At 71.4% G+C, this 13,321-nt stretch carries 11 protein-coding genes and 1 tRNA gene; 3 read left to right on the top strand and 9 right to left on the bottom strand.

Features of this window, described 5'->3' with window-relative positions:
- Positions 1-41: 41 nt before the first annotated feature.
- Together ACTWO6_RS03625 and ACTWO6_RS03620 are read right to left on the bottom strand one after the other, a co-directional pair.
- Complete coding sequence (locus ACTWO6_RS03625; RefSeq protein ID WP_446218209.1) at positions 42-2,015, bottom strand: potassium transporter Kup; 1,974 nt, start codon at positions 2,013-2,015, stop codon at positions 42-44.
- Between the two features lie 126 nt (positions 2,016-2,141).
- On the bottom strand, positions 2,142-2,675 hold the full coding sequence (locus ACTWO6_RS03620; protein ID WP_446220551.1) for a LysE family translocator: 534 nt from the start codon (positions 2,673-2,675) through the stop codon (positions 2,142-2,144).
- Positions 2,676-2,873: 198 nt separating this feature from the next.
- Between ACTWO6_RS03620 and ACTWO6_RS03615 the strand changes: the two genes are divergently transcribed.
- The 3 genes from ACTWO6_RS03615 to ACTWO6_RS03605 all read left to right on the top strand — a co-directional run bounded on the left by ACTWO6_RS03615 (position 2,874) and on the right by ACTWO6_RS03605 (position 6,248).
- On the top strand, positions 2,874-3,818 hold the full coding sequence (locus ACTWO6_RS03615) for a LysR family transcriptional regulator (protein WP_446218208.1): 945 nt from the start codon (positions 2,874-2,876) through the stop codon (positions 3,816-3,818).
- A gap of 594 nt (positions 3,819-4,412) precedes the next feature.
- Complete coding sequence (locus ACTWO6_RS03610) at positions 4,413-4,949, top strand: hypothetical protein (RefSeq protein ID WP_446218207.1); 537 nt, start codon at positions 4,413-4,415, stop codon at positions 4,947-4,949.
- A gap of 813 nt (positions 4,950-5,762) precedes the next feature.
- Complete coding sequence (locus tag ACTWO6_RS03605) at positions 5,763-6,248, top strand: hypothetical protein (protein WP_446218206.1); 486 nt, start codon at positions 5,763-5,765, stop codon at positions 6,246-6,248.
- Between the two features lie 127 nt (positions 6,249-6,375).
- Here ACTWO6_RS03605 and ACTWO6_RS03600 read toward each other — a convergent pair whose 3' ends face one another.
- The 7 genes from ACTWO6_RS03600 to ACTWO6_RS03570 form a co-directional block, all read right to left on the bottom strand.
- Positions 6,376-6,693, bottom strand: coding sequence for a DUF4279 domain-containing protein (locus ACTWO6_RS03600; protein ID WP_446218205.1), 318 nt, complete (start codon positions 6,691-6,693; stop codon positions 6,376-6,378).
- 116 nt (positions 6,694-6,809) lie between these two features.
- Positions 6,810-6,883 (bottom strand) — tRNA-Ala (locus ACTWO6_RS03595).
- A gap of 199 nt (positions 6,884-7,082) precedes the next feature.
- On the bottom strand, positions 7,083-7,880 hold the full coding sequence (gene sepX / locus ACTWO6_RS03590) for a divisome protein SepX/GlpR (protein WP_446218204.1): 798 nt from the start codon (positions 7,878-7,880) through the stop codon (positions 7,083-7,085).
- A 178-nt stretch (positions 7,881-8,058) separates the two neighbouring features.
- Positions 8,059-8,667, bottom strand: a complete 609-nt coding sequence (locus ACTWO6_RS03585) for a GNAT family N-acetyltransferase (protein ID WP_446220550.1) — start codon at positions 8,665-8,667, stop codon at positions 8,059-8,061.
- 88 nt (positions 8,668-8,755) lie between these two features.
- On the bottom strand, positions 8,756-10,069 hold the full coding sequence (locus ACTWO6_RS03580; protein ID WP_446218203.1) for a molybdopterin molybdotransferase MoeA: 1,314 nt from the start codon (positions 10,067-10,069) through the stop codon (positions 8,756-8,758).
- Entirely contained in the window at positions 10,066-11,025 is a 960-nt protein-coding gene (locus ACTWO6_RS03575) for a UTP--glucose-1-phosphate uridylyltransferase (protein ID WP_446218202.1), read from the bottom strand. The genes ACTWO6_RS03580 and ACTWO6_RS03575 overlap by 4 nt, the downstream gene beginning before the upstream one ends.
- Before the next feature lie 9 nt (positions 11,026-11,034).
- A complete protein-coding gene (locus ACTWO6_RS03570) occupies positions 11,035-13,254 on the bottom strand; it encodes a diguanylate cyclase (RefSeq protein ID WP_446218201.1) in 2,220 nt (739 codons plus the stop codon).
- Positions 13,255-13,321: the final 67 nt, after the last annotated feature.

The following is a 13,321-nucleotide window of genomic DNA, read 5'->3' as shown; positions in this document are numbered from 1 at the left end:
CCTAGCCGGGCCATGGCTCGCCGCGGCTGATCGGGGCGGGCTCAGACGGGGACTTCAGCGCTGAGGACGATGGTGCGTTCCTCGGGCAGGTGAAGGAACTCGGCTTGACTGGCGGCGTTGTGGGCGAGGGCGATGAACAGGCGTTTGCGCCAGATGGCCATCCCGGGCTGACGAGTGCAACGCAGTGTGATCCTCGAGACGAAGTAGGAGACCTCGTCGCGGGCGACATCTTCGGCGAGGGGGTGGGTGGCGGCGTGGCGCAGGACCTCGGGGAAGTCGGTGGGGTCTTGGAAGCCGAAGACGGCGGTGATGTGGATGATGCCGTCGTTCGGGTCGCCGAGATCGTCGATGGTCAGGCGTTGCTCCCATGGAATGTGTGGGACGTTGGCGGTGCGACCGGTGATGATCACAATTCTGTCGTGCCGAACGTGGTTGTGCGCCACGTTAGCGCGCAGCGCCAGAGGGGTGGTCTCCTTGTTCGGGTGGGGGAACACCGCGGTGCCCGGCACCCAGGGGATGTTCGTGGCGTGCAGGGTGTCGATGAAGTCGCGGAGCGGTCCTTCGCGTTCGGTCCGCCGGGCGGTGACCAGTTCGGCTCCGCGCCGCCACGTCAGCAGGGTGGTGAACAGGATGATCGCGATGAGCAGCGTCAGCCAGCCGCCGTGGGTGACCTTGGCCAGGTTCGCGGTGAAGAAGGTCAGCTCGATGGTGCCGAAGACGACCGCGAACAGCGCCAGCTGCCAGGTGGTCCAGTGCCACCGCGCCCGCGCGACGACCAGGAACAGGGTTGTGGTGATCAGGAATGTGCCGGTGACTGCCACCCCGTAGGCGGCGGCAAGGTTCGTGGATGAGCCGAACGCGAACGTCACTAGCAAAACTGCCGCGAACAGGCTCCAGTTCACCCCGGGCAGGTAGATCTGCCCGTACTCGCGGCGGGAGGTCTGCCGGATGCGCAGGTGGGGCAGGAAGCCCAGCCGCATGGCCTCCCGGGACACCGAGTACGCCCCGGAGATCACCGACTGGGACGCGATCACCGTGGCGACGGTGGCCAGGACGACCATCGGCAGCCGCGCCCAGTCTGGCAGGAGCAGGAAGAACGGATCAGACCGGCTGTCCGGTGTTCGTAGGATCAACGCGCCTTGCCCGAGATAGTTGAGGGTCAACGCGGGAAACACGATCGCGAACCAGGCCCGGCGGATCGGGGCGCGGCCGAAGTGCCCCATGTCGGCGTAGAGCGCTTCGGCACCGGTGATCGCCAGAACCACGGCACCCATCGCGATGAACGCGATGACCGGGTGGTCCACGACGAACAGGGCCGCATACGTCGGTGACAACCCGGCCAGAACGCCCGGGTGCCGCACCACCTCGGCCACGCCGGCGACGCCCAGACAGGCGAACCAGAGCACCATGATCGGCCCGAACACGGCCCCGACCCGTCCGGTGCCCCATCGCTGGATCGCGAACAGCAGGGTGAGGATCACCGCCGACACCGGCAGCACCACCACCGCCCACCGCGGGGAGATCACCTCCAGCCCTTCCACCGCCGACAACACCGAGATCGCCGGGGTGATCACACTGTCGCCGTAGAACAGGGCGGCGCCGAGCGCTCCCAGCGCCAGCACGCCAGCGGCGCGCCTTTCGCTGGCCTTCAGCAGCGCCCTTCGAGCGAGGGCCGCCAGGGCCATCACCCCGCCCTCGCCCTCGTTGTCGGCCCGCAGGATGAAGATGACGTACTTGACCGACACGATCAGGATGATCGACCAGAAGACCCACGAGATCACCCCGAACACGTCGGGAGCGTCCGGTGTCAGACTGCGGTCGAGGGTGAAGACTGTCTTCAGCGCGTACAGCGGGCTCGTGCCGATATCGCCGTACACCACACCCAGCGCGCCCAGCAGCAGCGCCAGCCCCGCCCTACGATGACCCGTCAGCGATGTCTGGGACGCCGTTCCACCGTCCTCCGTCGGCCCGTTGCCGCCAACCGCAGACTGCTCGTTGTTCGCTTGATCCGACACCCCACAGGCATACCAACCCGCACGCCGCTCCCTACAGCGGACCGGGAAACTGCGCCGATCTGATTCGGTCTTCGGCTAACGGCCTTTGACCTGGGGTGGAGCGGAGCCGCACTGCTGGCTCAGCGGTCAAGCACCTGCTGCGACCGCGACACCGAGACACAGCAGCGTCACTCCTGTGAATGCCTGCATGACGCGCCGGAAGGCCGGTCTGGTGACTCGCGAGCGCCCCTTGTCGATGGCCCACACGAAACAGCAGAACCAGGCGCCTGACACGGACGCCCAGACAACGCCTAGGGCGACGCAGGATGCGAGGACCGGGCCATGCGTAGTGACGAACTGCGGCAGCAACGACACGGCGAAGACACCCGCCTTGGGATTACCCAGGCTGGTGGCCACACCGACGAAGAAGGCGCGCCTGCCCTCTCCGGAGACCCGTTCCTCGACCGCATTTTGCAAAGCAGCTGGCTGACGCAGCGACCACAGGGTCTGCGCGCCCAGGGCACAGAGCACGGCGGCACCGCCGATTCGGATGCCCAGGTACGCGCCGGGGCTGGCCAGCAGCACCGCCGACAGCCCGACTGCCGCGGCGACGGCCCACACCACTATGCCCGTGGCGGCGCCCGCCACGGTCAGTAACCCCGCCCGTCGATCGAATACCAGCGTCTGCCGCGTTATCGAGGCGTTGTTGGCCCCGGGGCAGGATTGCCAGCAAGGCGACGGTGAGGACGAAAGCGGGAAAGTGCGTGGGCACGAGGCGTTCCTGTTCCGGATGTCGGCGCGAGTGTTCCGAGCCAGCGTGACACCGCCGACAGAGGTAACAGAAGTTGGTCCTCTTACTCCGGCCGTTAAGATCTGCTAATGCAGACCGACCCGGCGCAGCTGCGACTCCTCGCGCTGATCCGCACCCACGGCTCCCTCGCCGCGGCGGCCGAAGCCCTAGGCCTCACACCCGCCGCCGTCTCCGGACAGCTCGTCAGGGCGGAACGGGACTGGAAGGTGCCCCTGGTCGTCAGGGGTCCGCGAGGTGCTCGTCTGACCCCGCCGGGCCACGTGCTCGCCGATGCCGGCGACGTCATAAACGAGCAGTGCGGACGTGTCGGCGACCGTCTCACCGCCCTCATGGGCCCCCTATCGCGGCGGCTGCGGATCGGCACCTTCCAGACCGCCGCTCAACACCTGCTACCGCCGGCACTGACCGCCCTGCGTCACCAGCACCCCGATGCCGAGTTGTCAATCGTGGAGATCGCCTCCGACCGGGGCATCGGCCTCGTTGAGGCCGGAGACCTCGACGTCGCTGTCATCTCCAGCTACAGCGCCGATCTCACGCCGCCACCGACCGTTCGAGCGCATCGACTGCTGACCGACCCGCTCGCACTGTGCCTGCCCGACGATCACCCGCTCATCCGTCGCCAACGGAAACCGCAAGGGCTGCGGCTCGACCAACTTCGAGACCAACCGTGGATCGTCATCATCGCTGGGTACGCCGCCCGCCAGCAGTTCGACCAGGCCGCCGCCGGCGCAGGCTTCACCCCACGCGTGCAGTTCGAGACAGAGAACTACAACGTCGCCCAATCCCTCGTCGGCACCGGCATCGGCGTCGCCATGCTCTCCCGACTGACCATCGCCCCCACGCCCGGAGCCGTCCACCGCGAGCTCACCCGGCCCCGGCTACACCGCCAGATCTACGCGGTCACCGCAGCCGAAACCACCCTGACTCCGCTCGCGCCGACCTTCACCACCCTGCTGAACCAGGTCAGCAAGGAGCTGGCCAATGCTTGGGCAGCACAGCCAGTAGGGGTCTGATCCGCCGCTGAGCGGCGAGGAAGCCAAGCTGCTGTTGAAGGCAGCAATTAGTGACCGGCTCTACGCCGTCGCTCTCGCTCGCGCCAAGATCACGACAAGCATCGCGCCCACGCCGGGCCGGCCTGCTGTAGAAGATCGAAAAAGGCCGTCTCCGACTAGCGGAAACGGCCTTTGACCTGGGGTGGAGCTGAGGGGATCTGAACACTGGTGGGCGGGTCCGCGATCGCCGGCTCACGCGCCGATGTGACCGTCCGCAGCCGCTGGCCTGAAGACTCGCCTACAAGGCATATCCGGTGATAGTCGCGGCGTCCGTCGCCGTTCGAGACGTCCGCGACGTCCCCCTGATCCGTCCGCTGGTATCCGCCGACGGCCGGCTCCGTTGATGTCAACCGCGGACATCGGCTACTGCGGTACTGCCGTCGCACGCCGAAGTATGGCTCGGTTTGCCGCACCACCCGCTCGGGCAGAAGACGACGGAGTCGGGTGATGCGAGGAGCGTAGGTGGTGAGTTCGCACGGACCTTCTGTTCCGGCCGGGCATCACACTGGTCCCCGCTGGGCGCCCGTCGCCCCGATAGCCACGGCCCTATCCGCGGTGGCCGTCGCGGCCGCCGGAGCGTTCCTCCTTCGCCGACCGGACGACATCGGCCGGATCCTCGGACCTGCGATCTACGGGCTCGGCGTGGTCGGTCTGGTGGGCATCACGGCTCGAGCAGTGGCGGCCAGGGCCCAGTACTTCGCCAAGTTCGGCGTGCCTACGGCGTGGACACGGCCTCCGGTGCGCGGTGTGGACGACGTCGACCTGCGCCGATGGGAGAACATGATCCGTGGGTTGCGGGCACCATGGCCGAACGAACGCGACGCGGTTCTAACCGCGGCGCGTGCCCGGGCCGAGGGATTGCCGTCCATCGTGTTCCCGGCTGTCCTCGCGCCGCTGGTTTCCGTCGTGGGCGTCGTGCTGCTAGGGCGTGTACCCGAATCGCCGCTGTCGATCGTCGTGCTGCCCAACCTTCTCATCGGGCTCGTTGCGGGGGTCGTCGCAATGCGCTACGGCGTGGACGGGTGGCGGGCTCGCGTCTACCTCACACAGTTCTCCGCGCCCGCCGGTCCCGCTCTCCCGCCACCTGGGTGACCCGGCCAGGGGCCACACAGCGCGAGGTTGGGCCTGCGGCCGGGTCGGGAAGACCGGACCAGCGACCTACGCATTACGAGTCGGTTCCTCGGTGCTGGTCTACCGCCTGGTCCTCGTCCCCGAAATAGTGTCCTGGTCCGCGATCGTTCGCTGATGCTCGCCGGTTTGGCTGCTCGCTTGGCTGCTCGACGTGACCCTGACGCCTCGCTTGCAAGGCGCTTCCGGTAAGACTCGCAGCGTCCGCTGACGTCCACTGGGTGGGGGGCCGGCGGCGAGATACGTACGAACATGTCCGGCGACGGCCACCCCGTCGATGTCAACGACTGATGTCAAGCCGCCCCTGCTACTGCTCCCGGCTCGCCGGCGGCATGACCCCGGACGAGGGGAGCCGGTGCCATACACCGAGCCTCGGCAGGTTCCGTCTAGCGTGAAGAGGGCCCCGGCATGCACCGCAGAGCCCTCTTCCACTCCCCCCATTCCCCCTTATGCGTCGACCCCCATACCCGATCTTGAACAGCAGCAAACAGCGTGGCGGGGTGGCGTTGGTGGGTATTAGAGGGCCATGGACATGGACCTGGAGCAGTGGCAGGCGTTGGCAGACCGGCACCGGCAGTGTGATGACGACCCCCGCCGGTGTCGAGACTGCCAGGCCTATTGGCCGTGCTCGTACCGCCTCCGCGCGGACCGCTACGGGGGCGCAGAGCCCGGTCGTCATGGCGTAGCCCTGCTGGCTGAGGCCTAACGATGTAACAAGCACCCGGGATGGTCGCGCCTCTATCGATGTGAAGTCCAGCCCGGGTCAAGGGCACCACCGTGCCTGACCTTTCCGCCATCGCGCGCGAGCGCGCAGCGCTAGCGACTGTTGCCGACACGATCATGGCAGCGTCGGTCGGCAAAGGCCTGAGGGTGGCCGTGGCCTGCCCAAACTCACACCTCGCCGTGGTCGATTACCTGGCGCAGGCGCTGCACGCCCGTGGCCGCGCCTGCCGATGCCTGCCCGCGAAGCCGAACCCGGTAGGCGCAGGCGGCCCACCGCCAGATCGGCAAGAGAACAATTCGACAGTTGTCGTGATTACGTCCGGATCGGCCAAGGAGACCGACCGTGGGGTGCAGCGCGTGAACATCACCGTAGCTGCCAGCGTCCCCACGCCACCCAATGGCGACGTCAGCCACCAAAAGACAGGCGAGCCGCACCCAGCGGCGGTCGGTGTACCAGACATCATCCTCGACTACCACGATCCGGACGGGCCCCTGATCCGCTACATGGCGCCCCACCTGTCGACAGGCGACCGGCTGTAGGCCTCCGGTACAACCACTTGGCTACTTGCGTGGCTACTCGGATCGTCGGCACCATCGGCCACGTACCCCCGCCGGGGGAGCCTGGTCGCCGTAACCAGCCAGTGTCACCGAAGCTCGCCCTGCGCGCTCATGCACTGGCGGCCTTGTCGCTCCTCGCGGTCGTCGTCGTCGCGTAGCAGCTGTTTGCTGCTTCCGCGTGACCGAACAACCGGTCAACGACCCGGGTGATTTGGTCGTCCACGGTCAACCCAGGCTTGCGACAGGCAACCTTCCACCGGTGCCTGGCGGGCCTCGCGGGGTCGGCCTGACGACTGCCGCGAACGACAATCTCGTCCGGCTCGATGCCGAGCCTCGCCGTGATCTCGGCGGCCGGAACCAGAGTCGAGGTCAGCGCAAGTACGCGTACTGGGCGACGATCACCGCCGGACCCTACCCACGCAGGCACTAGCGGCGCTGGAAACAGTCCTGTTGTCAGTACGCATCGGTGGTTGCTGTACTCCGCTGCTGTACAAGATCGAAAAAGGCCGTCTCCGGCTAGCGGAAACGGCCTTTGACCTGGGGTGGAGCTGAGGGGATTTGAACCCCTGACCCCCTCGATGCGAACGAGGTGCGCTACCGGTCTGCGCCACAGCCCCTCCGCCGGCGAACCGGCGTCGGTCCCACCCGGCTTTCACCGGGCGGGCCGGCGACAAGGCTAACAGGTCACCCGCCCTCCGAGCGAATCACCCCGCCGCGCCACCCTCCCCACCACCGATCATGGAGTTGTGGCGGCGCACGGAACCGCCCATACCGGCACCGACCGGGCGACATAACGACGGGCGCGGGCGGCGAGGGTCAGGCCGAGTGGGGGTTGCGGCCGGACTGGTAGGGGCGGCCGCGGAGGCCGCCGGTGCGGCGGTAGGAGACCGAGCCGCCGGCCGCCGCGGCCGGGGGGAGGTCGCCGGGGCGGTCGAGGCCCATCGCCGTACGGCGGACTGCCTCGCGCTGGGCGGCCAGGCGGCGCTGGGCCTCCCGGCGGGCGGCGGCGCGGCGGGCCTGCTCGCGGCGCACCTCGGCCTGCCGGGCGGCCAGCCAGGCCGCCTCCCGGGCCTCCGCGCGCCGCCGCCGGCGCTCGGCGAGGGCGCGTTGCCGCAGGTGTACGACGTACGCCATGAGCAGCATGCCGGTGACCGAGACGCTGATCCAGAACCCGGGGCTGACCACGACCACGCCGATCAGCTCGACGAAGTTGAGCAGCAGCAGCGCGGCCAGCACCCGGCGGCGGCGGTAGATCGCCGGGGTGTGGTGGCGCCGCTTCGGTGGGTGCCGTCGGCGGGACCGGCTCGGGGCGGCCGGCACCGCGCGCAGCCGGTTCGGGCGGCGCGGGACGGGCGGGGCGGAGACCGGGGCGGTCAGACTCCCCGTGCTCGCATCCTCACTCAGCGTGACGACGAGGGAGCGAGACGGATTGACCGGGCGCCGTCCCGGCACAGTGCGGCGCCGCCGGCGGCGCTGGAGCACCCGCGCCGTCGACTGCGCCCGCTCCGCCACCAGCCGCTCGGTGGCGTCGTACCGGCGGACCAGCGCCGGCGCGAGGGCGAGCAGGCCGGCGGCGGCGAGGACGGCGAGGAGCACCGAGGTCGGCACCCTCACCCCTCCCGTCACCGAGTTCGGGGCAACCGCCGGTCGGCCGCAGGATCTTCCCCGGATGGTCGTCCACGGCGCAGATCCTGCGGGCGAGCGGCGCTTGCCACAGCTTGCAGTTACTTGAGGTTACGGGCCGCCGACCGAGTTGACCGTGCGCCGCGCCGGGCGTCGAGCGTGGGACGCTTCACCCCGCGTTGTCACGTACGCGGTGCCACCGGGCCAGCAGCCCGCCCTCGGCGGCCACTTCCTCGCCGGTCATCGCGTATCCGATGTGGTCCCGCCAGGTGCCGTCGATGTGCATGTAGCGCACGTGGTACGCCTCCTCGCGGAAGCCGAGTTTCTCCACCACCCGCCGGGACGGCCGGTTCTCCGGCCGGATGTTCACCTCGACCCGGTGCAGCCCACCCGGACCGAACGCGTGGTCGACGGCGAGCGCCACCGCGGTGGGGATCACCCCGCGACCGGCCACCCTGGAGTCCACCCAGTAGCCGACGTACCCGGAGCAGAACGCCCGCCGGACGATGCTGCCGATGTTGAGGTGGCCGACCAGCCGCTCCCGCCCCTGTTCGCGCAGGCAGACGGCGAACGGCATGCCGTCACCGGTGCGCGCCGAGCGGCGCTGGTCGGCGTGGACGTAGCGGAACGCGGCCGGCGAGTTCGACTCGTCCCAGCTCCCGGGCAGATGCGACTCCCAAGGGGACAGCCAGGCCCGGTTGGCGCGCCGCACCTCCGACCAGGCGGCCGCGTCGGAGCGCCGGTACGGCCGCAGCACCACCGGACCGTCCACCAGCACCGCCGGCCACCCGGGCGGCCGCTGGAACCAGCTCACCGGGCCTGCCTTCCGTTCGCGACTGAGGGGCTCGCAGGCTCGCTCCTCGCGCTCACCGGCGCCGGTCCAACAGGAGCACGTCCACAGTCGAGCCCGCGGCGGCGGTGGTGACCCGCTCGCCGAGCACCAGCAGCCCGTTCGCCTCGGCGAGGCCGGAGAGGGTGAACGGCCCCCCGCTGAGCGGCTGCACCGTGTACCCGCCGCCGCGCCGCTCGGCCACGTGCGCCGGGCGGAACTCGCGCAGCCCCACCGGGGAGGAGACGGTCTCCAGCAGGTGCGCGCGGACGCTGGGCCGGAACACCGGCTCCGCGCCGGCCAGCAGCTGGATGGCCGGCCGGGCCAGCACCTCGAAGCCGATCAGCGCCGCGCCGGGCTCACCGGGAAGACACACCACCGGCACCTCCTCGGCGCCGACCGTACCGAATCCGAGGGCCGTTCCGGGATAGAGGGCGACATCGGTGAAGGCCACCGGTCCGGCCCGGCCGCCCTCCCGGCGGGACAGGATCCGGCGGACCATGTCGCCCGGGCCGGTGCCGGTGCCGCCGGTGGTGATGATCAGGTCGGCCCGCAGCGTCTGGTCCTCCAGCAGGCCGCGCAGCCCCTCCGGGTCGTCGTCGCAGATCCCCACCCGGTACGCCAGCGCGCCCGCCTCGGCGGCGGCGGCGGTCAGCGCGTGCGAGTTCGCGTCCACCACCTGACCGGGCTGGCTGCCCCGGCCCACGTCGACCAGCTCGTCGCCGGTGGCCACGATGACCACCCGTGGGCTGGGCCGGACCACCACGTGCCCGATGCCGGTGGCGGCGAAGACGGCGACCAGCGCCGGCGAGACGTACGTGCCCGCCCGGGCGAGCAGGGTGCCGGCGGGCAGCTCCTCACCGGCGCGGCGGACGCCGTACCCCCGCTTGGGGGCGCGGAAGATCTCCACCGCGGCCATGCCCTGGTCGGTCCACTCCACCGGGACCACCACGTCCGCGGCGATGGGCAGCGGCGCCCCGGCGGCGACCGAGAAGCACGAGCCCGGGGTGAGCCGGACCGGCCGCCAGCTCGCCGCGCCGAGGTCGCCGACCACGTTCAGCCGGATGCTGTGACCGCCGGGCGTGCCGGAGGGGGCCGGGACGTATCCCGGCCCCCGGCTCCCTCCGGAGATGTCCTCCCAGCGCGCGGCGTACCCGTCCACCGCCGCCTGATCGAAGGCGGGGAACGAGTGCGGCGCGACCACGTCCTCGGCGAGGACGTTGCCGTATGCCTGGGTCAGATCGAGGTCGAGCGGAGGCAGCGCGCGTAACCTGCGCAGCACGCTGCCCAGGTAGTCGGCGAGCGGCGTCAACTCGTTCGCGGCCGCCTCGGCGTCGGCCGTCGCGGTCATGTACTGGAACCGCCCGACGCGTCGGAGTTGACGAACTCGACCAGCCACTTGCGGAACTCGGCGCCCAGGTCGTCCCGCTCGACGGCGATCTGGACGACCGTCTGGAGGTAGCCCAGCGGCATGCCGGTGTCGTAGCGGGTGCCCCGGTAGACGATGGCGTGCACCGGCGTGCCCTCGGTGCGCAGCAGTTCCATCGCGTCGGTCAGCTGGATCTCGCCGCCGCTGCCCGGCTCGGTCCGACGGATCGCGTCGAAGATCTTCCCCGGCAGCACGTACCGGCCGAGGACGGCGAGGTTGCTCGGCGCGTCCTCCGGCTTCGGCTTCTCCACCATGCCGGTGACCTTGACGACCTCGCCGATGTCGGTCAGCTCGGGCTCGGCCGGCTCGACCGAGGCGATGCCGTAGCGCTTGGTGTCGGCCGGGTCGACCTCGAAGAAGGCCAGCACGACGCCGCCGGTGCGGGCCTGCAGCTCCATCATCGCCGGCAGCAGTGGCTCGTCGAGCTTGACGAACTCGTCGCCGAGCAGCACCGCGAAGGGCGCGTCGCCGACGTGCGACTCGGCGTACCCGACGGCGTGGCCGAGGCCGAGCTGCTCGGGCTGCCGGCAGGTGTAGATCTCGGCCAGCTCGCTGGGGCGGCGCACCGCCTCCAGCGTCTTGGTGTCGCCCTTCTCCTCGAGCTTGGCCTCCAGGTCGGGGCGGCGGTCGAAGTGGTCCACCATCGACGTCTTGCCGCGACCGGTGATCAGCAGGACGTCGCCGATGCCGGCCTGGGTGGCCTCCTCGACGATGTACTGCAGCACCGGCCGGTCGACCACCGGCAACAGCTCCTTCGGCACCGCCTTGGTGGCCGGCAGGAACCGGGTGGCCAGGCCGGCGGCCGGAATGACGGCCTTGACCGCGCGCGGACGACCGGTCGCGGCGGTCGTTGAGGGATTCGCTGAGTGCTCCGACATGTCGCGAGACTATCGGCCACGGCTCTGCCGCGGCGGGTGAGGACCGGAAGACGCGCCGCCCGGGGGCCCGGCCGCGGCATCCACGGCGCCGGCCCGGGGCAGTCCGTCGGGCGGGCTCAACGCCCCGGCCACCACCGAGATCTCCTGCGTGGGTGCCGGGTCCGGCGGCTGCGCCAGCCGGTAGCCGTCCCGGCCGGCGGCCTTGGCCGCGTACAGGGCGTCGTCCGCCGCGTCCAGCACCTGCTGCCCGGTGGCGGCGTGGTCGGGGTAGACGGCGATGCCGATGGAGACGGTCACCGGCACCCGTACCGGCTCGCCCGAGTGCCCGTCCACCGGCACCGGGCTGTCCCGGACCACCGCGCCGAGCCGCTCGGCGACGATGGCCGCGCCCCGGGCGTCGGTCTCCGGCAGCAGCACCACGAACTCCTCGCCGCCGTGCCGGAAGGCCAGGTCCACCTCGCGAATCTCCCCGCGTACCCGGCGGGCGAACTCGACCAGGACGGCGTCCCCGGCGGCGTGCCCCCAGGTGTCGTTGACGTCCTTGAACCGGTCCAGGTCCAGCGCCAGGACGCTGAGCATCCGGCCGAACCGGTTGGCCCGCTCCACCTCCCGGCGGATCGACTCGCGCAGGTAGCGGTAGTTCCACAGCCCGGTGAGCGGGTCGGTCAGCGACAGCCGCTGCGCCTCCTCGTGCACCCGCACGTTGTCCACCGCGACCGCGGCGTGCCCGGCGAAGGTGCGCAGCGTCTCCAGGTCGTCGTCGTCGAACTCGTCGGCGCCGAGCCGGTCGTAGAGGACCAGCACCCCGAGCGTCCCGCCGCCGGCCGCGCCGGCGTCGCCGTCGGTGCCGGCCGGCGGGTGCCCCGGCCGGTCGGGGCCGCCGCGCCAGCCCAGCTCCGCCGCCCCGGGCGCCGCGAAGGGCACCGCGATGTACGTCTCGCACAGCGGCTCCCCGGTCGGCGCGGTCGCCGGCTCCCACCGGCCGCGCAGCGGCTCCCCGGTGGCGACCACCGCGCCGACGACCCCCGAGCCGACCGGCACCCGCAGCGTGGCCGCGTCGGCCGGGTCGTCGACGGGCCAGCGCCCCTCCAGTCCCTCTGCGCACTGGCCGACCAGCACGCCGCCGGCGTCGAGCAGCAGCACCGCCCCGGCCCGGGCGCCGGTCGCGGCGATGGCGCTGTGCAGGATCACCCGCAGGATGCGTTGCAGGTCGTGGGTGCTGGCCAGGGTGTCGCCGAGCACCGCCAGATGTCCGCGCAGCTGGTCCCGGCTGCTGGTCAGCGCGGTCACGTAGGTGCCGGTCTCCCGGGTCATCCGGTTGAAGGCGAGGGCCAGCCGGCCGATCTCGTCCCGGCTGCGCACCGGCACCCGCGTGTTCAGATCGCCGTGCGCCACCCGGTCCACCGCGCCGGCCAGCTCCACGAGCGGCCGGGTGGTGACCCGGGCCAGTCGCCAGGCGGTCAGCACCGCCAGCAGCGCGGCCAGCACCACCGCGCCGACCAGCGCGACGTCGAGGCCGGGTGGGCGTTCCCCGGGGACCGAGAGGACCAGCGGCAGCGGCTGTCCCGGGGCCGGGCCGACCCGGCGGACGTACCGGCCGTCGCCGGTCTCGGTGACCCGGTCCCCGTCGATCCGGTCGGCGGCGGCGAGCACCGCCGCGCGTACCTCCCGGTTCTCGGTGGTGTGGGTGACCCGGACGGGGCCGGCGGCGTCGTCGAGGAGGGTTACCGCGACGCCGGTCACCGCGGCGAGGCGCGCGACGAACGCCGGGTCGACGGGCTGCGCGGCGGTGACCGTGCCCAGGTCGGCACCGGCGGGGTCGCGGAGCTGGACCCGGGCGGCGAGCGCGCGGACCGGTCCGGCGGCCGGCGGGGCGCCGGAGCAGTCCTGCCAGGGCTCGGCCGGCCCGTCGGGGGTGGCGTAGGTGGTCCGGCCGGCGGTGTCGATGATCCGGACGGCGGCGGCCAGGCCGCGGCCGACGACCTGGGCAGCCGCGCCGGGCCGGGCGGCGGGTTCGGCGACCAGGGCGACCGCGTCGGCCGCCGCGCGCAGTTGCTGGCAGAGGGCGTCCACGGAGGTACGCACCCCGGCGGCGGCCAGCCCGAGCCGCTCGGTGGAGCGGCCCCGGTCCACGGCCGACATGGTCGAGCCGACGAAGAACGCGCCGAGCAGGACGGGGCCGAGCACCACCGCGAGGAAGGCTGCCGTCAACCGCCCGCGTAGCGTCAAGCTTCCCCCCGGAAGTTCCGCGCCCGTTGCTGCGATGCTGACACAGAGCGACGGAGAGGCAAGCGTT

This window comes from Micromonospora sp. IBHARD004, assembly GCF_052814115.1.
The sequence above is the reverse complement of the archived record's forward strand: the minus strand, read 5'-3'. Positions and strand labels throughout refer to the sequence as shown.